Genomic DNA, 21298 nt, shown 5'->3' with positions numbered 1-21298 from the left:
ATTTTGGTTCGCCTTTTTTTATGCGCATTTGTCATTACTAAGTTTACTTTTCATAAACTGTTGCAAACTCATAATAAAGTCAGAGATTACTTCGTCATACTTCTTTAGAATTAGATAAGTTTTGACTCTTATCTTGTCAGGAATGGTAAAACGATTACAAGTGTTTTTCTATTTCTTTTTTGATAGATAAGCTATCAATACTAATATGTTTTTGCAACTCATCAATAGTTCCATGATCTATAAATTTATCAGGAATACCTAAAAGTTTTATAAAGCCTTTGTAATTTTTTTCTGAAGCATATTCTAAAATAGCAGTACCAAATCCGCCAGTTATAGCTCCGTCTTCTACAGTAATTATTTTATCAAATTGATTAAAAATACTATTTAAAAGCTTTTTATCTAAAGGTTTTACAAATCGTATATCGTAATGCGCCACTTCTTTGCTGTTTTCTAGTTGATGTATAGCGTCAGAAACGTTGTTAGCTATGGTTCCGACAGAAAGTATAGCTATTTTATTTCCTTGCTTTAAACAGGTGCTTTTTCCTATTTGAATTTTTTCAAAAGGAAGTTGCCAATTTTCTAGTTTTCCATAGCCTCTCGGATATCGAATTGCAATCGGATTTTCTAAACCCAATTGTGCTGTAAATAAGATATTACGTAGTTCTATCTCGTTGCGAGGCGCAAATATGATTAAACTCGGGATACAACGTAAATAAGCCAAATCGAATACTCCGTGATGTGTTGCACCGTCTTCACCAACCAAACCAGCTCTATCTAAACAAAAGATTACCGGTAAGTTTTGTAAGGCAACATCGTGAATTATTTGATCGTAAGCGCGCTGTAAAAAAGTAGAATAAATATTACAAAACGGAATAATACCTTGCGTTGCCATACCAGCCGCCAAAGTAACGGCATGTTGTTCGGCAATACCAACATCAAAAGTGCGGTCGGGAAATTCATCTAACATTCGTTTTAAAGAACTTCCGCTTAACATGGCAGGTGTAATACCTACTATTTTTTTATTTTGATGCGCTAATTCAACAATTGTTTTTCCGAAAACATCCTGAAATTTAGTAAACTTACTTGCTTCTTTAGGTAAAAGATCACCTGATATTTTATCGAACTTACCTGGTGCATGGTATTTTACTTGATCTAGTTCTGCTTGTCGTAATCCTTTTCCTTTGGTGGTAATTACGTGTAAAAACTTAGGACCCTTAACTTGTTTTAAACGTTCTAACTCTACTATTAATTCTTCGAAATTATGACCATCAATAGGGCCAGAATAATCGAAATTTAAAGCTTCAAAAATATTGTGTTGCTCAATATCTGATCTTGTTGCTTTAATTCTAGTTAAATAATCTTTTAAAGCGCCTACCGAAGGATCTATACCAATAGCATTGTCATTTAAAATGACAAGTAAATTGGCATTCGTATCGCCAGCATGGTTTAAGGCTTCAAAAGCCATTCCGCTAGCAATAGAAGCATCGCCAATAATAGCAATATGATGTTTGTTGCTTCCTTGTAATTTAGAAGCAATTGCCATACCTAAAGCTGCAGAAATTGATGTAGACGAATGCCCAACACCAAAAGTGTCGTATTCGCTTTCGCTTCGTTTTGGGAATCCTGAAATTCCGCCTAGTTGACGATTGGTATGAAAAACGTCTTTTCTACCTGTTAAAATTTTATGTCCGTATGCCTGATGCCCAACATCCCAAACTAATTGATCGTTTGGAGTATCAAACAAATAATGCAAGGCAATAGTAAGTTCTATTACGCCTAAACTTGCGCCTAAATGACCTTCTTTAGTGGCAATTACATCAATAATAAATTCACGCAATTCTTTTGCCAATAACGGCAATTCATTCGAGGATAGTTGCCTTACATCCGAAGGAAAATTAATGTTTTTTAACAGCTTTTTTGGCATAACACAAATGTAATACCTTTTTAAATTCAAAACAGAACTAATACATTGTTAAAAGAGTCAATTTTATCACTTCGAGTAAATTTTATGATTGAAATGAATAAAATTTGTATCGAGAAGTAAATTATGGAGAATTTTAACTGGTTTTTGATACAATTTTTCGTGCCTCAAAATTACTCGAACTAACAAAGCACTAGTTTTTTACATGACAGCTGTAAAATTTAAAAAGATACTAAAACTTTGTTGTAGATTTGCCGTATGAGCAAATTGTATTTGGTACCAACACCTATTGGAAATTTAGAAGATATTACCTTAAGAGCGCTTAGAATCTTAAAAGAAGTTGATTTTATTTTGGCGGAAGATACGCGTACAAGTGGTAAGTTATTAAAGCATTTTGAGATTGCTACGCAAATGTACAGTCACCATATGCATAACGAACATAAATCGGTTGATGGTGTTTTAAATCGGTTGAAAAATGGTGAAACTTGTGCTTTAATTTCAGATGCCGGAACGCCTGCAATTTCAGATCCTGGTTTTTTATTAACCAGAGCTTGTGTACAACAAAATATTGAAGTGGAATGTTTGCCAGGTGCTACAGCTTTTGTACCTGCATTGGTAAACTCGGGTTTGCCGAATGATAAATTTGTTTTTGAAGGATTTTTGCCTGTTAAAAAAGGAAGACAAACACGTTTTATTTTTTTAGCAGAAGAAACACGTACGATGATTTTTTATGAGAGTCCGCATAAATTATTAAAAACCTTAGCTCATTTTTCGGAATACTTTGGAGAAGACAGACAGATATCGGTTTCTAGAGAATTGACAAAAATGTTTGAAGAAACCAAACGAGGAACAGTAGCAGAAGTGTTATCATATTATACAGCGAAGCCTGCAAAAGGCGAGATTGTTATTGTTGTTGATGGTAAAAAGTAAATAGTCTTCATTCTCGATACAAATTTTATTCATTTCAATCCTAAAATTCACTCGAATTGACAAGAATGAATAAAAATGTGAATTCGAGTAATTTTGAGGTACGAAAAATTGTATCGAGAACTTATTAAGTCAGTTTATATTCGGGATAATGATCTTCAAGTAATTTCTCAGCTTTTTTTGGAATAACAACTAAGGTTATTTGCCCAACAATTATGGCTAAAGTGAGAACTGAAGACACGAAAATACTTGTAATTAGGCTTAGGTTTTCAAAATTATCGGGAGTAAAAAATTGAAAACAATAATATGTTATAAATGCAATATTACCATAGCCTTGAGTTTCAATAATATCCTCAAACATCCATTTTTTACCAGATAGATTAAATTTCTTTTTTAATATTCGTTTTCTACGAAACATCATAATAATTTCTGAAATCACGATTAAACTATATATAGCAACAAATATGTAGTAAGTGTTTGGTAGTTTTTGTAGTGTATAAAATAGAAGCCCGAGAGTTATTGTTAAAATAACTTTAGGTAGGCTAAACCATTCTTTTACAAAACCTAAAATGATTTTAAAATATTTCTTACTTAGTTGTTTCTGCTTTTCTTCAAGTACATTCATAAAACCAAATACTCCGAATTTTTTAAAGGAAACATCGCGTGCTTGCTCAAAAGATAAGGTTGGCTTTTCATCCCAGATTTGTTCAATATCATTAGCTAAATGATCTACCAATTCGGTTTGCACATCGTAATGTTCCACATAATGTTGTCGCGTGAATTTGTATAGGTTATCTATATTTTGTTTGGTGAGTTTCATAGTTTAAATAAATACGTTTGGGTATTGTTTTTTAATCTGTTTTCTGTTTTGTTGGTATACATATTCCATGCTCCAATACAGTAATAGTATTAGTACAAAAACACCCAAATGAATATTGTTATAGCCATTATTTAAAAAGCTTTTATCAGTCCTAAAAGAAAGAATACAGTTAAATAAAATAAACATGTTACTCGCTATTTGATAAAATAAAGTCATTCTGTTTAAAGCTAAAAACTTCTCTTCTTTCTTTTTGTAGTTGATAAATATTCGAATACCTAATTGAAGAATTAGTATAAAACCAAAAACTGTTAAAATCATAAAAAAAGTTTTTACATCATTAAAATAAGGCATCATTTTATATAATAATAAGTAACAACAGATTGTAATAATGATTTTTGGAAGTTTAAAAAACGACTTAAAATTTACATAAGTTTGTTTTATAAAACGATTGTGCGTTGTTTTTGTCTTTGTTTCTAATAATCTTTTAAATCCGCAATCGCTAAATTTTTTATGCTCTTCAATAATTGCTTCCTTAAAATTTAGGTTGGGTTCATTGGCTAACCTAAGCTCTAAAATAGATGCAAAGTGATCTACGATTTCTGTTTTTACATCGTAATACTTTATACCACAAACAGTAATGTAGTTATCAATTTCTTGTATTTGTAGGTTGGTTAATTCCATCGCTTATACAGTTATGAATGATTTATACTTCTCTTTTTCTTGCTGATGTTTTATATAAAATAACCGAACAGCATAAGTAGTAACAATCATATAGCCTAAAATACCAACGTTTATAAAATGAATAATAGAGTTGCCGATTATAATTAAAGGCATTACAATGAAATTTAAAAGTTGTGTTTTTATAATAAAATTATAAACTGTTTTCTCTTTTGATTTCCATATTTTAAAGGTGTAGAAAGATGAAACTATTAATAACATTATTGTTACTGCAACAGTGAGGTAGCCCAATACTTCATTTAGCATCATTTTACTTTTTAAAACAATTAAAAAGGCGACTAGTATTGGTAAAAAAGAAAGTAGAAAATAAGTTGTAAAAACTTTCTTAGCTTTCTTAATAACAATTTTTGGTGCAGGATATGCAAATCCGAAAAGCCAACTAGTTGTGTTATTAAGTTGTTTATTCCAATCGTCGGTTACTTGATAAAATACTGTTTCAAAATCAGTATTTTCAATAGCTAACTTTTGTTCTATTTGAGAAATAATATGATCTAAAATTTCAATTCTAAAATCAATGAATTTTACACCTTTTACATCTAAATATTTATGTACTCTCTGTATTTGTTCGTTAGTTAATTCCATAGCATTAGTTTAACAAGTGTTTATATTTTTTAAGGATTTTTTTTCTTTTTTCTAACACAACTATAATTGCAGAAAAATATAAGATAACACCTATAAAAGTGTATGTTAAAAACAAGAATCGGTTCTCTTTTAAATAATCAGAAATAAAGTTAAAGCACTGTAAAAACAGCATAGGCAATAGCATAATATTTGCTAAGTATTTAAAAGAAACTAATTTTTTAATTTTTTTGTTTCTGTGATAGGTAATTATAAAACCTGTTATCATAGGTAAAGCGATAAAGCTTATAAAAACTCCGGCTAAAACTTTATTAGAAAAATTAAACTGAATAAAAAGTAAATATAAAAGCGCAAATAATAAGGCTGTAAAAGGTAGGTCCTTTAAGCGATAAAAAAAACTAAAAACCTGTTTGTATAAATCTCTTTGGTACTCCCAATGAATTGCTTCTTCTTTATTTTTTAGGCTACCAGTATATTTGAAAATAAAATGAGTTTTGGTTGACAAATACTGCGATAAATTTCCATCTTCAGAGGTTGCTTCAAAATCATTAATTAAATGATCCATCAATTCATAAACATCTTCAGGTTCAGTGAATTTCTTTTTTCTTTTGATGTAACCTTCCAAAAAAGTGAATTGCTTTTCGGTGATTTCGTATTTGTTTTCCATCTTACTCCAAACTAAATTTAGGATTCACCAATTGCTGCATTGTTTTTAAAAACTCTTGCATTTCCTCTAATTTATTGGCAGTTTCTTTGGTGCCGCTTTCGGTAAGTTTATAATATTTACGTAAACGATTCCCTACTTTGGCAACTTCTACATCTAACAAACCTTCGGCTTCTAATTTATGTAAGGCCGGGTATAAAGCACCTTCGGTAATCTTTAATTCCCCTTTGGTTAGCTCTTTTACCTTTTGTGTAATTTCATATCCGTACATTTTATCATTTTGTGCTAATAGCTTTAAAATGATGGTTTGTAACGAACCTTTATATAATTTCTGATTTCCCATTTTTATTGTTTTAGTTATTACGAGTAAGTAATCTTTACTAAATGATAAGATTGCTTCATTTTATTCGCAATGACATTCTAAATTAGCCGCAACCAATATACATAATTTTCTTATGTATAATAGTCTTAGGTATTGTTTTTTATGTTATTCCTAACAAAAGGTTCGTTTAGTATTGCTTATTTTTGTGTTTCTAAATACAATACATGTCTACATTTCATAAACTAACAATAGAAAAAATAATTAAAGAAACTGCCGATGCTGTTTCTATCTTATTTACAATTCCTGCCGAACTAAAAGAAGCATATTCTTTTGTTGCAGGTCAATATATTACTGTAAAAACTAAAATAAACGATAAAGAAATACGAAGAGCGTATTCTATCTGTGTTTCACCAAATAGCAATCAGGTTAAAGTAGCGGTTAAAGCGGTAGAGAAAGGAACATTTTCTACCTATGCAACTACAAAGCTGAAAGAAAACACTTCATTAGAAATTTCTGAACCAGAAGGTAAGTTTATATTAGAGCCTGCGGCGGATAAAAATTACATCGCTTTTGCAGCGGGTAGTGGAATAACGCCAGTTTTATCGATGATAAAAGCAGTGTTAGAAAACGAACCGACAGCAACATTTACATTAGTTTTTGGTAATAAAAAAGCAGAAACAACTATCTTTTTTGATGAGTTAAATGCGTTGGCAACACAATATCCTACACAATTTAATTTGCATTATATCTTTAGTCAAGAGGTTCGTAACAACAGTAAATTCGGAAGAATAGATACCAACCATGTAAATTATTTTATGAAGAATATTCATAAAGATATGTCTTTTGATGCTGCGTATTTATGTGGGCCAGAAGTTATGATTGATTTAGTTTCTGAAACATTACAAGAAAATGATTTTAAGAAAGAGAATATTCATTTCGAATTATTTACAGCAAGTACAACAGAAGACGAAATTCCTATTACCTATCCTGACGGGAAATCTGAAATTACAGTTTTGTTAGATGATGAAGAAACTACTTTTTCGATGGAAAAAACAGATACTATTTTATCAGCTTCTTTGCGTAATAAGTTAGATGCTCCGTATTCTTGTCAAGGTGGAGTTTGTAGCAGTTGTATTGCTAAAGTTACAGAAGGAAGAGCAGTAATGTCTAAAAATTCTATTTTAACAGATGATGAATTAGTAGAGGGTTTTATTTTAACCTGTATGGCGCATCCAACTACACCAAAAGTAGTAATTGATTTTGATGATGTTTAGCTGTTAAAAATTATATCTTTAAAAAATGGATTTTTACGATTTTAAAAACGCCTTTTTAGTAGGTATTTTCATGGCTTTTATGATTGGGCCAGTATTTTTTATGCTTTTAAAAACAAGTGTTTTAAAAGGAGCAAGGGCTGCTATTGCTTTTGATATTGGTGTAATTTTAGGTGATATCTCTTTTATGTTAATTGCCTATTTTGGCAGTAGAAATTTATTAGAGAAAATTAAAGACGACCCAAGGCTATTTCTTGTAGGCGGTCTTGTGCTTATTATTTACGGATTGATAACGTATTTAGATAAAAACAACAAAAAAGAATCGGAAGCGCCAGATGTAGTTTTACCTGCCAGTAATAATTATATAAAATTATTATTAAAAGGGTTCTTTTTAAACTTTATAAATATTGGGGTACTTGCTTTTTGGTTAGGTTTAATTGTAGTCGTTGGTCCTACTTACGATATGAATCCTAAGTATTTGTTTTGGTATTTTGGTACCGTAATTTTAGGATATGCAGTTACCGATTTAGGTAAAATACTACTTGCAAAACAACTAAAAAACAAATTAACACCTTTAGTTATATACAGAATAAAACGAGGAATGGGTGTTTTATTAATCGTATTCGGAGCTGCATTAATGCTAAAAGGTTTTATACCTAAAGATAAAATTGATACTTTATTCGAGAACGTAAAGATGGAACACAAGACTAAAAACCAATAATCAGTTTTGCAATTCCGAAGTAAATAAGAATTCCGAAAATATCATTACTTGTTGTAATAAATGGTCCTGTTGCAATTGCAGGATCTATACCTCGTTTATCTAAAAATAACGGAATAAAAGTTCCTATTAAACCTGCTACAATTATCACCACAAAAAGCGATGTAGAAATAGCAGCTGCTACTTTTATGTCTTGTTCAGTTATAAAAATAAAGAAGAACAATAAAACAGCTAACGCTAGTCCGTTTACCATCGCTAAAGAAACTTCTTTTAATAATCTACTGGTAATACTACCTCTTATGTCATCATTAGCAATACCTTGTACAATAATAGCTGATGATTGTACACCAACATTCCCAGCCATTGCTGCAATTAAAGGGGTAAACATAAATAGTATGGCATTATCTGCCATAGCACCTTCAAAAATGCCCATAATACTTGCTGCACCAACACCACCTAATAAACCTAAAAATAACCAAGGTAACCGCGCTCGTGTTAATTGCCAAATAGTATCATCAGCCTCTACACCTTGCGTAATACCAGCTGCTAATTGGTAATCTTTATCAGCTTCATCTTTAATTACGTCTACAATATCATCAATAGTAATTCTACCAACTAAATTACCCAATTCATCTACTACGGGTATTGCTTCTAAATCATACTTACGCATAATATTCGCAACATCTTCGGCGGCGTCAGTTACATTTACAAAATCTACTTTTGGTATATATACTTCAGCAATTGTAGCCTTTGTAGATGCTATTAATAAATCTTTTAAAGATAAACGTCCCTTAAGCTTATTGTTATCGTCAATTACATATATAGAGTGCACTCGTGTAACTTCTTCTGCTTGAAGACGCATTTCTTTTACGCAACGCGGAATCGTCCAGTTTTCGTTAACTTTCACTAATTCTTTTGCCATTAATCCACCTGCAGAATTTTCGTCGTAACGTAATAATTCTACGATTTCTTTGGCATGTTCCTTATCATCAATTTCAAGCATTACTGCTTTTTTTCTGTCATCAGGAAGTTCAGAAATTACATCGGCAGCATCATCGGTATCTAGCTCATCTATTTCTTCTGCAATTTCTTTTGCAGTTAATTGCTCTAGTATTTTTTCACGAACATCATCATCAACATCCATTAATACTTCAGATGTTGTTTCACTTTTTAATAAACGAATAATATAAACAGATTCTTCAAAGGGTAATTCATCTAATATCTCAGCAATATCGGCATGGTGAATTTCCTTGAAGAGTTCTTTAAGAGCTGTATCTTTTTTAGCTTCGATGTATTGTGTTACGTTTTCTAGAAGTTCTTGGGTGATTTCAAATGCCATATTTTGCAATTTTAGTCGATAATTTAAATATTCGGAATGTTTACTCTGAATAGTAAGTTTTGTTTTAAATACTCTTTAGTTATTACTGTCGTCAGCTATCTTTTGCGTCAATTCTATAAAGCGATCTACGGATAATTGTTCAGGACGCATTGTAAAGATAGGATCTTCTTTTAAAGAGTCAGAAATATTGAAAGATTTTAAGCTAGAGCGCAACATTTTTCTTCGTTGATTAAAGGATGTTTTTACAACTCTAAAAAATAATTTTTCATCAACAGGTAACGTATAATTTTCTTTTCTGATAAGTCTTATAACGCCAGAATCTACCTTTGGTGGCGGATTAAAAACTGTTGGCGGAACCGTAAATAAATACTCTACATCATAAAAAGCTTGTGTTAAGACAGACATGATTCCGTACACTTTACTTCCTTCTTTTTCTGCAATTCTTTTGGCTACTTCTTTCTGAAACATTCCTGCAAATTCAGGAACAAATTCTCTGTTTTCGATAGCTTTAAACACAATTTGAGTAGAAATATTATAAGGAAAGTTACCAATAATAGCTACTTGCTTTTCTTTAAAAATATCTACAATATTCTTTTTTAGAAAGTCACCTTCAAGAATTTCGAATTTTTTAGCAGTGGTATCTAATTTAATATGTTCTAACGGAAAAGTATCTTTTAAATAAGCAACCGAATCATAATCAAGTTCCATTACCGTAATTTTTGGTTTTTTGGTTAACAAGTATTTTGTTAAAACACCCATTCCAGGACCAATTTCTAATACATCATCATATCCGTTTTCGGTTAATGCATCCGCTATTTTTTTAGCGATATCTTCATCTGTTAAAAAATGCTGTCCTAAATGTTTTTTTGCTCTTACTGTCATAGTTTTTATGATAAAAGATTTTGATTGTCGATAATAACTAATATTTACGTGAACCTGAAGTTATTTCAGGTGCTTATCACAACATACTGTTTATTATAAAAATGTGATTCTGAAATAAATTCAGAATGACGTGCTGATATTATGATTAAAACAGCTATTTTTTTAGTTACTTGCTTCAGCAGGAAAAAATTCATTTATTACTCGTAACTCAGTACGAAAAGCTAGCATTTTATCAGCAAACATTTTAATACTATCAGAACGTAGCTCATTAGCATCGTGTTTGTAATAGTTGTCTAAATCTTCACGTGTTTTTGCAGTATACTGAACAGAATATGTTACTCCGCCCATTTCTTCTTCAACTAAAACCTGTGTTAATTTTGCGCTTAAAAAACGACCAGTAGCTAATACTTTAGGAATATGATTTTTTATCCAAACAATCCATTGATCATGCACGCTCTCGTCAATACTTATAGTTACGTTGTATATATACATTTTGTTCTTTAATGTAAAGATGTATCAATGAGTTAATGTAGCATTGTTACATTAACTCATTGATAAACTGATTAATTAATTAGGTCGCCTCTTAGTTTTCTAAACTTTTTACGAGCATCAACTAAATAGATGCTAGAAGCGTGGTCAAAAATAATCTTTTGATAGTATTCTTTAGCCTTTTCGGGGTTATTTAATTTTATATTATACAATTCTGCTAATTGGTAACACACGTCATCAATATAAATTCCTTTTTTATCTAAAGTGATTATTTTATTAAAGCTTAAAATGGCTTCATCGTATTTTTGCTGTTTTACAAAAAGTTTAGCTTGTTTAAACAACGCTTCATCTTCAATAGGTTGCCCTTTGTATTTTATAATAATCTCTTTTAAAATAGTAATAGCTTCGTTATCTTTATTTTGAAAGGCAAATAAATCGGCTTTAGCATATTCTTTTAAGCCAGAGGGAATACTGTCTTTTGGTTCGTTATCAGAAATTGTTAAAAACAAATTTGCTGCATCGTTGGCAATTAATTGCGTTGCAGATCCTTTTAAAACTTTTAGTTGCGCTTTTGCCCATTTAAAATCATTTTTAAAATAAGAAGTTTGTGCAACTTTAAAGCGTGCTTCTTGCCCTAAAAAATGATTTTTAAATTTTGTTTGAACCTGAGAAAAATAAATTAATGCTTTGTTAAATTTATTTGTAAACACTAAAACTTCGCCTAGTTTAAGTTTTACCATTGCTTTTGTATACCTAGAACTTGCAAAAGTCATTGCTTTTTCTAAAATTTTAACAGCTTCCTCAGGGTTGTTTTTGGTAAATGTTACGTAATTAGCATAGGCTATTTGTGTGCGAAAGGTGAGTTTGTTAATTCCGTATTCATCAAATACTCCTTTAAAACGACTATCAACATCCGTTTGTTTTGTTTCAATAGCTATTTTTAAATTATTATTAATGGCATTAAACTTATCACTCGGGTAATTGGTTTTTTCAATCATTAAATCGAAACATTCTTTTGCTGTTTGGTAATCTTCATTGTCTAGCGCTATTTTACCTAATTCAGCAATTTTACCTAAATTATCAGCATCTCTGGCTAGTAATGCTTTGTGCTGAATAAGTGCTTTATTGTATTGTTTTTGCTTAACAAATAGCCAGGATAATAAATCGTTCCAAATATTTTTTGGATTGCTGATTGATTTTCGCAGCAATGCTTTTTTAAATAAAATGTTGTTTTCATTTTCGGAATCTTCATTAATATATTTACTTGTAAAACGCTTTACGTTGTTAAGGTAGCTTTCGTTTTTATCAACCAAATCAACATACGATTCAAACATTTTAGAGAAGTTTCCTTTTTCACCATAAATTTGTGCTAATTGAAATCCGTAATTCGCATCAGGATTATTTGCCATCACTTTTGTGTAGGCTTCAATAGCATAATCTAACTTGTTATAATTTTTAAAAAGGCTTGCAATTATATTACCATAAGTACCTCTGTTATCTAAAGATTTAAGAGCCGTTTTATATTGTTTATCAGCTTCGATATCGTTTTGTTGTCGTTCGAAATTATAACCTCTAATAACATTTAGGTAGCTTAAACTTGGTCTTTCGGTTAGTTCTTTTGATAATAAAACTTCAGCGTTCATAAACTGATCTGTTTCTTGGTAACAGGTTACGAGTCTTCTTAGGTAAGTAGTGTTATACGGACTTTTATCGTGTAGTTTCTTGTAAAGCTGAATTGCTTTTTCATATTCATTATTTCTAAAATAATTTTCAGCAACAATATATTCATTTTGTTGTGCGTAACAAAACAAACTAAAAATCAGTAAATTAAATAGAATAACAGCTTTTCTCATCAATCAAAAATACAGAACAATATTGTTAAATTTGTATTAAAACCACTCCTTTTTTTGAAAGTCTTGTAACATTTTGGCACGAACTTTGTCTTACTAATAATAACACCAAACAATTTATACTATGAAAAACTTTAACACACAATATCAGATAGCAAAGAATAATGCAAACGAGTTTATGAACAAAGGACAAATAACAAAGTATTTTGAAGCATTATTAGAAATGAATAAATACAAAAGATTAATGGTAGCTGTGATTGCCAACTAAAGATATAATGTCATTCTGAATTTATTTCAGAATCTCATCTAAGGCAAAAATTAATAGCTTAATTATGTGAACCTGAAACAAGTTCAGGTTGACGAATTCAATTTATGATTGCCAACTAAATATATAAAATTAATTCATTTTGAAGGGTGGATTACTAAAAATGCCAAGTTTCTTGATTGAAGCTTGGCATTTTTTATTTTTATACGAAACGATTTTATTTAATCAATCATATCAAAACCACAATAAGGTACTAGTACATCAGGTATTTTAATTCCGTCTGCAGTTTGATAGTTTTCTAAAATTCCCGCTAAAACTCTAGGTAACGCTAAAGAACTTCCGTTTAATGTATGAACGAACTGACTTTTACCATTTTTGTTCTTAAAGCGCAATTTTAAACGATTTGCTTGGTATGTTTCAAAATTTGAAGCCGAACTAATTTCTAACCAACGCTCTTGCGCTGTTGAATATAATTCGAAATCGAAAGTTAAAGCAGATGTAAAACCAGTATCGCCACCACACAAACGTAAAATACGGTATGGTAATTTTAAATCACGTAAAATATCTTTAATATGTTCTACCATTCCGCTTAAAGCGTGGTACGAATTATCAGGATGCTCTATACGTACAATTTCTACTTTATCAAATTGATGTAAACGATTTAAACCACGAACATGCGCTCCATAACTACCCGCTTCACGACGAAAACAAGGAGTATAACCGGTATATTTAATTGGTAAATCAGCTTCTTTAACCAAATCATTTCTATGAATGTTAGTAATTGGTACTTCACCGGTAGGAATTAAATATAAATCATCCACTGTCGAATGATACATTTGTCCTTCTTTATCTGGTAACTGCCCCGTTGCAATTCCTGAAGCTTCATTTACCAAATGCGGAACTTGTACTTCTTTATAACCTGCAGCTGTATTTTTATCTAAAAAATAATTGATTAACGCACGTTGTAAACGTGCTCCCTTACCTTTATAAACAGGAAAACCAGCACCAGTAATTTTGGTTCCTAGTTCAAAATCGATAATGTCATATTTCTTAGCTAATTCCCAGTGAGGTAATGCATTTTCGCCTAATTCAGGAATAATTCCTTCACTAAATATTTTCTCATTATCCTCTTCACTTTTTCCTGCTTTTACAGAAGCGTGAGGAATATTCGGAATTGTATATAATAATTCTTGTAATGTATCTGCAGCAGTATTTAACGTTTCCGTTAATTGCTTAGACTGTTCTTTTAACTGACCAGTTTTTTCTTTTAACAAGTTTGCTTTCTGAACTTCACCAGATTTAAAAAGACCACCAATCTCTTTGGATATTTTGTTAGATTCAGCCAATATATTATCTAAAGAAGCCTGAGTTTCTCTACGAGTTTCATCAGAAGTTAATACTTCATTAATAATTGCTTCGGCATTGGCAAAATTACGTTTTGCTAATCCGTCTAAAACAGCTTGTTTGTTTTCTCTAATAAACTGAACCTGTAACATCTTTTTAAATTTTTAAGAACCGCAAAGATATAAGAAGCGGTAGACTCTGGCAATGCTAACGACTAATTGTTTTTAAGGTAGGTTAGTGAGGTTTTTTTGTCTTTTTTTAGTTGGATAACTAAATCGTTTACTGAATCGAATTTTTGTTCATCCCTTAAAAAGTAAAGCAAGTCTACAGTAAGATTTTCATTATATACATCGGCATTAAAATCGAAAAAATGTACTTCAATTGTTTGGTGATCTCCATTAACGGTAGGTCGGTTACCGATGTTCATCATTCCGAAAACAGTTATATTTTTAATAACAGATTTTACAATATAAACACCTGTTTTGGGTATCAGTTTATAATCTTCAGAAATATCAATATTAGCGGTAGGAAAACCTATTGTGCCGCCTAATTTTTTTCCGTTAACTACTTTTCCTGTTAGCGAGAAGTTATATCCTAAATAATTGTTGGCAGTTTTTAAATGCCCGTTCGTAAGTGCTTTTCTAATTTTGGTTGAACTTACTGAAACTTCGTCGATGTCTTGTGCAGGGATTTCTTGTACCGTGAAATCATATAAATGAGAATATTCTGTTAATTGCTCTATATTACCTTCTCTGTTTTTGCCAAAATGATGATCGTAGCCAATAATTAGTTTAGAAGTATTTAATTGATTTATTAAAACATCACGAACAAAATCTAACGCGGTAAGTCTCGAAAATTCTCTACTAAAAGGATGAATTATTAAGTAATCTAATCCTAACTGGTCAAGATGCGCAGCACGTTCATCAATTGTATTAATTAATTTTATAGACACATCTTTTTGTAAGACCATCCGCGGATGCGGAAAAAAAGTTAATAAAACTGATTTTTTATTGGTTGATTTAGCCTCGTCAATTAATTCCTTAATAATTTTTTGATGCCCAATATGAACGCCATCAAAAGTACCAATGGTTACTATTGTTTTTTGAGTAGTAGTGAAATCAAAAATAGAATGTATTATTTCCAAGTTAAGTACATGTTTATGCAAAAATACAATTTGTAAAAACATGTTAAATCATGATTATAGAAAAATTAGTAAAATTAAGAAATGTTTAAAGTTTACACTTTAAATCATGTAATTTGATAAAAAGATGGTTAAATATTTCATAAATAAAAAAAAATTGTATTTTCGCTACAGTTAACAAATTATTATACATTATGATGAAAAAACTATTACTTGTTGCATTTGTACTGTTTGGTACGATGGCAATGGTTGCTCAGACTACCATAACCGGTACGATCAATGACGCATCTCTTGGAGAAGGACTACCAGGAGCAAACATTAAAGTTTTAAGGAAATCTGTAGGAACATCTACTGATTTCGATGGAAAATTTACAATGACAGTTACAGATACTCCGCCTTTTACAATAGAGGTTTCTTCATTAGGGTATCAGTCAAAAAATGTTAAAATAACTAAAAACAACCAAGTTGTTGAGGTTAGCTTAACAGAAAACGCTACTTCTTTAGACGAAGTTGTAGTTTCTGCTTCTAGAACGCCAGAGCGTATTATGGAATCTCCAGTTACGGTTGAAAGAATGGATGCTAGAGCTATTAGAAACACTTCTTCTCCTTCTTTTTATGACGGATTAGAAAACTTAAAAGGAGTAGATGTTAATTCTAACAGTTTAACTTTTAAGTCGGTAAATACTCGTGGATTTGCAACTTTTGCAAATGAGCGTTTTATGCAATTAGTAGATGGGATGGATAACTCATCTCCTGCATTAAACTTTGCTTTAGGTAACCTTTTAGGGATGTCTGAATTAGATGTAAAAACAGTAGAGTTGTTACCAGGAGCATCTTCTGCATTATATGGTGCAAATGCTTTTAATGGTATTATGTTTATGACAAGTAAGAGTCCTTTTAATGACCAAGGAATTAGCTACGTTATAAAATCGGGTATGACGAGTCAAAAAGCTGCAGGTGATAATACTTTTTATGACACAAGTATTCGTATGGCACACGTTTTTAGCGATAAATTTGCTGCAAAAGCAACATTATCTTACTTAAAAGGTGAAGAATGGCATGCAACTGATTATAGAGATGAAACAGATTTAACTTCTCTAGATCATACAACAAACCCTAATTACAATGGTTTGAATAAATATGGAGATGAAGTTTCTCAAAATATGGCTTCAGTTGGTCAGTCATTAGTAGATGGAGGTATTATACCAGCATTTTTATTACCATTTGTGCCAACAGATCAGTCGGTAAGTAGAACAGGTTATAATGATACTGATTTAATGACCAACGAAGCAAAAAGTGTTAAGTTTGGTGCTTCATTACATTACAGACCTTGGGGTAACGATCGTTTAGAGATTATATGGAACTCTAAGTATGGTACAGGTAATACTATTTACCAAGGACAAAACAGGTATAACATCCAAAACTTTTTTATGCAACAGCATAAATTAGAGTTTAAAGGAAAAAGTTTCTTTGTACGTGGTTATATGACTGCTGAAGATGCAGGAGACTCTTACGATACTCGTTTTGCTGCAATAAACATTAACAGAGCATGGAAGTCTGATAGAGATTGGTTTGGACAATATGTTGGTACTTATGCTCAAGCAGCAGCAGCAGGAGCACCTAACGCTCATGCAATTGCAAGAGCAGCGGCTGATACAGGAAGATTTGAGCCAGGGACAAGTGCGTATGATGCTGCTTTTGAAAAAGTTAAGCAGGATCCTTCTTTAGTAACAGGTTCTAAGTTTCAGGATCAAACAAAATTATACCATGTAGATGCTAATTTAAATTTACAAGATTATATTGATTGGGCAGAAGTACAAGTAGGAGGTTCTTACAGACAATATGTATTAAACTCAGGTGGAACAATTTTTACTGATTATGATGGTACTATCGATTATGATGAATTTGGATTGTATACACAAATTCAAAAGAAGTTTTTAGAAGATGATCGTTTAAAAGTTACAGCTTCTGCTCGTTATGACAAAGCTCAAAACTTTGACGGAAATGTATCACCTCGTTTATCATTAGCATATGCTGCTGGTGAAGATAAGAATCATAACTTTAGAGCATCTGTACAAACAGGTTTTAGAAACCCTACAACACAAGATCAATATATTGGTTTAGATGCTGGTAGTGGTATTTTATTAGGTACAGCGCCAGATAACATCGATAGATATACTTCAAATCCATTTGATTTAGGTATTAATCCAGGTTTAGCTGGTTATATTAATGGAACTACAGGTTCTATGATTGGTTCTACAGGTACATTAACAGGTAGAATGGCTTATGAGAACTCTTGGACAGTGGCTTCAATTGGAGCATTTTTAGCAACTGGTAACCCAGCTGATTTAGTAAAGTCTGATGTAGATTTTGTAAAGCCAGAACATGTAACTGCTTTTGAAGTAGGATATAGAGGTGTTGTAAAAGGAATTGCGATTGATTTAAATGTTTATTATAATAAGTATAAGGATTTTATTGCTGCTGAAAACGTAGTAGCGCCATTATATGGAAATGTAAATTTATCTGATCAAGCAGATTTAAGACCTTTAGGAGGTGCAGAAGGTACACCAATTAGTTTAATCGCATTACAAAATGGAGATTTTAAAGGTGTTTCTTTAGATAGTAATTCTAAAGAAGATGTAAGTTCTTACGGTGCTACAATTGGTTTAAATACGAAAGTATTAAACGGATTTAACTTAGGTTTAAACTATACATATTCTAAAATTGATATAAACGAATCTTCTGATTTTGAAGCTGGTTTTAATACACCAGAACACAAAGTTAAGTTTCAGTTCGGTAAAACAGATTTAATTGAAAACTTAGGTTTCAATGTAAATGTAAGATGGCAAGATGAATTCTTATGGGAGTCTGCTTTTTATGACGGTATGGTAGATGCTAGAACTGTTGTAGATGCGCAAATTAGCTATAGAGTTCCTTCTATTAAATCAGCATTCAAAATAGGAGCTGCTAATATTGGTGGTAAAGAATACTTTAGTGCACCAGGTGTTGGAGCAACAGGTTCTCAATATTTTGTTTCTTGGACAATCAATAACTAAGAATAATTTTATGTAACACATATAGTGTTATAGATACATAAATTAAAAAGGCTTCATTTTTAAAATGAAGCCTTTTTTTATTCGTTACTATTATCAATCCACTCTTTTATTTTTTGATCGTTGATAATATATTTTTTGTATTTATTATCTCTATACCTATAATAAATAAACACAGGCATTAATATAAAAGCCATATAGATAACTCCTAAACCCATTATAATTTGTGCTTTTGCGTGTTCTGAGTTTAGTAAATAGGCTCCAACAGCCATCCAACACAAAAAGATAACAAATAAAATTCGTATTAAAATTTTCATTATTGATAAATTTAATTGCTGTAAAAATAAAAATCCTAAACGTATTGTTTAGGATTTTCTTATTGAAATTTTAAAAGAACTAAAGATTACATTTTTTGTAACCAGTTTCTTACATCTACTTCTTGTTTTATAATTGCTGATAATTCAGAAATTTTAACACGTTTTTGCTCCATCGTATCTCTATGACGAATCGTAACACTATCGTCATTTAACGTGTCATGATCAACAGTAATACAGAAAGGTGTACCATTAGCATCTTGACGACGATAACGACGCCCTACAGCATCTTTTTCATCATAAGACACATTAAAATCCCACTTTAAATCTTCCATTATTTTACGAGCAACTTCTGGTAAACCATCTTTTTTAACCAATGGTAAAATTGCAGCTTTTACAGGTGCTAAAATAGCAGGTAATTTTAATACAGTTCTTGTGGTACCGTTTTCTAATTCTTCTTCTTGTAAAGAATTAGAGAATACGGCTAAAAACATTCTATCTAATCCGATAGATGTTTCTACTACGTATGGTGTGTAACTTTTGTTCTCTTCGTGGTCGAAATATTGTAGTTTTTTACCAGAATGTTCTTCGTGTGCTTTTAAATCGAAATCTGTACGAGAGTGAATCCCTTCTAATTCTTTAAACCCGAAAGGAAACTTAAATTCGATATCAGCAGCAGCATCGGCATAATGCGCTAATTTTTCATGGTCATGAAAACGATAATTATCAGCACCCATACCTAAAGATAAATGCCACTTCATACGATTTTCTTTCCATTGGTCGTACCATTCTTTTTGAGTTCCTGGTTTTACAAAAAATTGCATTTCCATTTGCTCAAATTCACGCATTCTAAATATAAATTGACGCGCAACAATTTCGTTACGAAAAGCTTTACCGGTTTGTGCAATTCCGAAAGGAATTTTCATTCTACCAGTTTTTTGTACGTTTAAGAAGTTTACAAAAATTCCTTGTGCAGTTTCAGGACGCAAATATAAATCCATTGCACTTTCTGCAGAGGCTCCTAGTTTTGTTCCAAACATTAAGTTAAACTGCTTAACCTCTGTCCAGTTTTTAGAGCCAGTTAAAGGGTCAGCAATTTCTAATTCTTCAATTAATAATTTTACGTCGGCTAAATCTTCATTTTCTAAAGATTTACCTAAGCGACTTAAAATTGTATTTATTTTCTCTTGATAGCCTATAACTCGGCCGTTAGTAGCAATAAATTCTTCTTTATTAAAAGTATCACCAAAACGTTTGGCAGCTTTTTTAACTTCTTTTTCAATTTTAGCTTCAATTTTAAGACAAAAGTCTTCTACTAAAACATCGGCTCTATATCTTTTTTTAGAGTCTTTATTGTCAATTAAAGGATCGTTAAAGGCATCTACATGGCCTGAAGCTTTCCAAGTTGTTGGATGCATTAAGATAGATGCATCAATACCAACAATGTTTTCGTGCATTTGCACCATTGCTTTCCACCAATAATCTCTAATATTTTTCTTTAACTCAACTCCGTTTTGAGCATAGTCATATACCGCACTTAACCCGTCATAAATTTCAGATGATTGAAATACATAACCGTATTCTTTTGCGTGCGATACTACTTTTTTAAATTGATCTTCTTGTTTTGCCATAATGCAAAAATAAAATAAGGATTTTAACTAATACTATTCTAAACGAAAAAAGTGAAGAATTAAATGAATTCTTCACTTTTAATAAGGTTTTTAAGTGTTTTATTTTAAACTTACAGTTGTAGCACCAGAATATACACCATCAACAAATGCACTTACAGTGTATTCGCCTTTGTTAATATCGTCTCTGTTCACCAAAATAAGTGAAACAAGACTTAATCGATCATTGTTGTAATTAATTTCAATTGAATCAGAATATTGAATCTTACCTCCGTTTTTTAAATTCGTAATTCCTTTAGGAGCTACAACATTTTTGTTTTTATCTATAATTTGAATATAAACAGATTTTTCACCAGCATACGCTACTACATTCTTTAATAAATCGAAGTTTATTTTAAAGGCATCTGTTCTGTTTGATCTTGATGTTGAGGTTAACTTTCCGCTGCTACGTTCTTTTAAAGTTTCAACTTTAACAGCACTTGTTTTTATGACTCCACCAATAGCAATTTTAGTTTCAAGTGTTTTTTGTTTTTCTTCTAATTCTTTATTTTTTTCTGTTAAAGAAGTATTTATTGTTTCTTTTTGAAGTAAAATTTCATTGGTAATTATATTTTCTTGAGATAATACTTGGTTGGCAGTACTAAGAGAGTCTACTTTTACAAATAGGTTTCGGTTTTCACGCTCTAAGCTGCTAATTTTTTTTCTGTATTTTCTGATCAAGCTATACTTATCTATCTGTAGGTTTTTAATTGAATCACGTAAATTATTCATCTTAACAATTTCAACTCTTAACCTTGTAGAAAGGCGTTTTTTACGAACAATAACATCCGTATAATCTTTAATCATTTCATCTAATTCTTTTTCTAAATCAGCTTTTTCTTGTTCAAAGACTTCTTCAAGGTTATTGTATTGGTTAGATTTTTGTAAAGAATATATCGTTAAAAATAAAATAAGTACTAAAAGTACCACAATTAAGGTGCTTTTTCTTTTTTTTGGGGTCATAATCAGGGGGATTAAAGTTATGGTTTTTTAA

At 31.0% G+C, this 21298-nt stretch carries 20 protein-coding genes; 5 read left to right on the top strand and 15 right to left on the bottom strand.

The window, feature by feature from the left end:
• Positions 1-154: 154 nt before the first annotated feature.
• Complete coding sequence (dxs, locus tag AC28QF_RS10105; protein ID WP_488201828.1) at positions 155-1924, bottom strand: 1-deoxy-D-xylulose-5-phosphate synthase; 1770 nt, start codon at positions 1922-1924, stop codon at positions 155-157.
• A 255-nt stretch (positions 1925-2179) separates the two neighbouring features.
• Between dxs and rsmI the strand changes: the two genes are divergently transcribed.
• A complete protein-coding gene (rsmI, locus tag AC28QF_RS10100) occupies positions 2180-2851 on the top strand; it encodes a 16S rRNA (cytidine(1402)-2'-O)-methyltransferase (protein WP_488201829.1) in 672 nt (223 codons plus the stop codon).
• Between the two features lie 124 nt (positions 2852-2975).
• Here rsmI and AC28QF_RS10095 read toward each other — a convergent pair whose 3' ends face one another.
• From AC28QF_RS10095 to AC28QF_RS10075, 5 genes are read right to left on the bottom strand one after another with little or no spacing between them, the layout of a single operon-like run.
• Positions 2976-3668 (bottom strand): hypothetical protein, encoded by a 693-nt coding sequence (locus AC28QF_RS10095; RefSeq protein ID WP_488201830.1) that lies wholly within the window; start codon positions 3666-3668, stop codon positions 2976-2978.
• Positions 3669-3671: 3 nt separating this feature from the next.
• The gene (locus tag AC28QF_RS10090; RefSeq protein WP_488201831.1) at positions 3672-4349 is read right to left on the bottom strand and encodes a hypothetical protein; all 678 of its coding nucleotides are present in this window, start codon (positions 4347-4349) and stop codon (positions 3672-3674) included.
• A gap of 3 nt (positions 4350-4352) precedes the next feature.
• Positions 4353-4988: a hypothetical protein gene (locus AC28QF_RS10085; protein WP_488201832.1), complete on the bottom strand. Its 636-nt coding sequence runs from the start codon at positions 4986-4988 to the stop codon at positions 4353-4355.
• Positions 4989-4992: 4 nt separating this feature from the next.
• Positions 4993-5652, bottom strand: coding sequence for a hypothetical protein (locus AC28QF_RS10080; protein WP_488201833.1), 660 nt, complete (start codon positions 5650-5652; stop codon positions 4993-4995).
• A gap of 1 nt (position 5653) precedes the next feature.
• Positions 5654-5992 (bottom strand): PadR family transcriptional regulator, encoded by a 339-nt coding sequence (locus AC28QF_RS10075; protein WP_260585497.1) that lies wholly within the window; start codon positions 5990-5992, stop codon positions 5654-5656.
• Between the two features lie 203 nt (positions 5993-6195).
• Here AC28QF_RS10075 and AC28QF_RS10070 point away from each other — a divergent pair, with 203 nt between their 5' ends.
• A complete protein-coding gene (locus AC28QF_RS10070; RefSeq protein ID WP_488201834.1) occupies positions 6196-7245 on the top strand; it encodes a 2Fe-2S iron-sulfur cluster-binding protein in 1050 nt (349 codons plus the stop codon).
• A gap of 25 nt (positions 7246-7270) precedes the next feature.
• Positions 7271-7963 carry a LysE family translocator gene (locus AC28QF_RS10065; RefSeq protein WP_488201835.1) on the top strand — a complete coding sequence of 231 codons (693 nt, stop codon included), beginning with the start codon at positions 7271-7273 and terminating at the stop codon, positions 7961-7963.
• Here AC28QF_RS10065 and mgtE read toward each other — a convergent pair.
• The 4 genes from mgtE to AC28QF_RS10045 form a co-directional block, all read right to left on the bottom strand.
• Entirely contained in the window at positions 7950-9299 is a 1350-nt protein-coding gene (gene mgtE, locus AC28QF_RS10060; RefSeq protein WP_488201836.1) for a magnesium transporter, read from the bottom strand. The two genes, AC28QF_RS10065 and mgtE, sit on opposite strands and share 14 nt — an antisense overlap.
• A 75-nt stretch (positions 9300-9374) precedes the next feature.
• Complete coding sequence (gene rsmA, locus AC28QF_RS10055; protein ID WP_488201837.1) at positions 9375-10181, bottom strand: 16S rRNA (adenine(1518)-N(6)/adenine(1519)-N(6))-dimethyltransferase RsmA; 807 nt, start codon at positions 10179-10181, stop codon at positions 9375-9377.
• A 162-nt stretch (positions 10182-10343) separates the two neighbouring features.
• Entirely contained in the window at positions 10344-10673 is a 330-nt protein-coding gene (locus tag AC28QF_RS10050; protein ID WP_488201838.1) for a DUF4286 family protein, read from the bottom strand.
• 71 nt (positions 10674-10744) lie between these two features.
• Entirely contained in the window at positions 10745-12523 is a 1779-nt protein-coding gene (locus tag AC28QF_RS10045) for a tetratricopeptide repeat protein (protein WP_488201839.1), read from the bottom strand.
• Positions 12524-12644: 121 nt separating this feature from the next.
• On the opposite strand from AC28QF_RS10045, the gene AC28QF_RS10040 reads away from it, so the two are divergent.
• Positions 12645-12788: a hypothetical protein gene (locus AC28QF_RS10040; protein ID WP_488201840.1), complete on the top strand. Its 144-nt coding sequence runs from the start codon at positions 12645-12647 to the stop codon at positions 12786-12788.
• 218 nt (positions 12789-13006) lie between these two features.
• Here the strand turns inward: AC28QF_RS10040 and serS are convergent, their stop codons facing one another.
• Complete coding sequence (serS, locus tag AC28QF_RS10035; RefSeq protein WP_488201841.1) at positions 13007-14281, bottom strand: serine--tRNA ligase; 1275 nt, start codon at positions 14279-14281, stop codon at positions 13007-13009.
• A gap of 62 nt (positions 14282-14343) precedes the next feature.
• The gene (locus AC28QF_RS10030; protein WP_488201842.1) at positions 14344-15273 is read right to left on the bottom strand and encodes a bifunctional riboflavin kinase/FAD synthetase; all 930 of its coding nucleotides are present in this window, start codon (positions 15271-15273) and stop codon (positions 14344-14346) included.
• 191 nt (positions 15274-15464) lie between these two features.
• Here AC28QF_RS10030 and AC28QF_RS10025 point away from each other — a divergent pair, with 191 nt between their 5' ends.
• On the top strand, positions 15465-18326 hold the full coding sequence (locus AC28QF_RS10025) for a TonB-dependent receptor (RefSeq protein WP_488201843.1): 2862 nt from the start codon (positions 15465-15467) through the stop codon (positions 18324-18326).
• Positions 18327-18403: 77 nt separating this feature from the next.
• On the opposite strand, the gene AC28QF_RS10020 is transcribed toward AC28QF_RS10025, so the two are convergent.
• The 3 genes from AC28QF_RS10020 to AC28QF_RS10010 form a co-directional block, all read right to left on the bottom strand.
• The gene (locus AC28QF_RS10020; RefSeq protein WP_488201844.1) at positions 18404-18640 is read right to left on the bottom strand and encodes a hypothetical protein; all 237 of its coding nucleotides are present in this window, start codon (positions 18638-18640) and stop codon (positions 18404-18406) included.
• 86 nt (positions 18641-18726) lie between these two features.
• On the bottom strand, positions 18727-20268 hold the full coding sequence (locus AC28QF_RS10015; protein ID WP_488201845.1) for a glycine--tRNA ligase: 1542 nt from the start codon (positions 20266-20268) through the stop codon (positions 18727-18729).
• 99 nt (positions 20269-20367) lie between these two features.
• Positions 20368-21267, bottom strand: a complete 900-nt coding sequence (locus tag AC28QF_RS10010; protein WP_488201846.1) for a hypothetical protein — start codon at positions 21265-21267, stop codon at positions 20368-20370.
• Positions 21268-21298 lie beyond the last annotated feature (31 nt).

This window comes from Tenacibaculum sp. M1.3A (assembly GCF_057732375.1).
This window is presented reverse-complemented; position numbering and strand designations above follow the sequence as displayed.

What these genes read in the sequence shown, in the direction of transcription:
- dxs (WP_488201828.1), bottom strand. Translation starts at nt 1,924, where the DNA reads ATGCCAAAAAAGCTGTTAAAAAACATTAATTTTCCTTCGGATGTAAGG.
- rsmI (WP_488201829.1), top strand. Translation starts at nt 2,180, where the DNA reads ATGAGCAAATTGTATTTGGTACCAACACCTATTGGAAATTTAGAAGAT.
- AC28QF_RS10095 (WP_488201830.1), bottom strand. Translation starts at nt 3,668, where the DNA reads ATGAAACTCACCAAACAAAATATAGATAACCTATACAAATTCACGCGA.
- AC28QF_RS10090 (WP_488201831.1), bottom strand. Translation starts at nt 4,349, where the DNA reads ATGGAATTAACCAACCTACAAATACAAGAAATTGATAACTACATTACT.
- AC28QF_RS10085 (WP_488201832.1), bottom strand. Translation starts at nt 4,988, where the DNA reads ATGGAATTAACTAACGAACAAATACAGAGAGTACATAAATATTTAGAT.
- AC28QF_RS10080 (WP_488201833.1), bottom strand. Translation starts at nt 5,652, where the DNA reads ATGGAAAACAAATACGAAATCACCGAAAAGCAATTCACTTTTTTGGAA.
- AC28QF_RS10075 (WP_260585497.1), bottom strand. Translation starts at nt 5,992, where the DNA reads ATGGGAAATCAGAAATTATATAAAGGTTCGTTACAAACCATCATTTTA.
- AC28QF_RS10070 (WP_488201834.1), top strand. Translation starts at nt 6,196, where the DNA reads ATGTCTACATTTCATAAACTAACAATAGAAAAAATAATTAAAGAAACT.
- AC28QF_RS10065 (WP_488201835.1), top strand. Translation starts at nt 7,271, where the DNA reads ATGGATTTTTACGATTTTAAAAACGCCTTTTTAGTAGGTATTTTCATG.
- mgtE (WP_488201836.1), bottom strand. Translation starts at nt 9,299, where the DNA reads ATGGCATTTGAAATCACCCAAGAACTTCTAGAAAACGTAACACAATAC.
- rsmA (WP_488201837.1), bottom strand. Translation starts at nt 10,181, where the DNA reads ATGACAGTAAGAGCAAAAAAACATTTAGGACAGCATTTTTTAACAGAT.
- AC28QF_RS10050 (WP_488201838.1), bottom strand. Translation starts at nt 10,673, where the DNA reads ATGTATATATACAACGTAACTATAAGTATTGACGAGAGCGTGCATGAT.
- AC28QF_RS10045 (WP_488201839.1), bottom strand. Translation starts at nt 12,523, where the DNA reads ATGAGAAAAGCTGTTATTCTATTTAATTTACTGATTTTTAGTTTGTTT.
- AC28QF_RS10040 (WP_488201840.1), top strand. Translation starts at nt 12,645, where the DNA reads ATGAAAAACTTTAACACACAATATCAGATAGCAAAGAATAATGCAAAC.
- serS (WP_488201841.1), bottom strand. Translation starts at nt 14,281, where the DNA reads ATGTTACAGGTTCAGTTTATTAGAGAAAACAAACAAGCTGTTTTAGAC.
- AC28QF_RS10025 (WP_488201843.1), top strand. Translation starts at nt 15,465, where the DNA reads ATGATGAAAAAACTATTACTTGTTGCATTTGTACTGTTTGGTACGATG.
- AC28QF_RS10020 (WP_488201844.1), bottom strand. Translation starts at nt 18,640, where the DNA reads ATGAAAATTTTAATACGAATTTTATTTGTTATCTTTTTGTGTTGGATG.
- AC28QF_RS10015 (WP_488201845.1), bottom strand. Translation starts at nt 20,268, where the DNA reads ATGGCAAAACAAGAAGATCAATTTAAAAAAGTAGTATCGCACGCAAAA.
- AC28QF_RS10010 (WP_488201846.1), bottom strand. Translation starts at nt 21,267, where the DNA reads ATGACCCCAAAAAAAAGAAAAAGCACCTTAATTGTGGTACTTTTAGTA.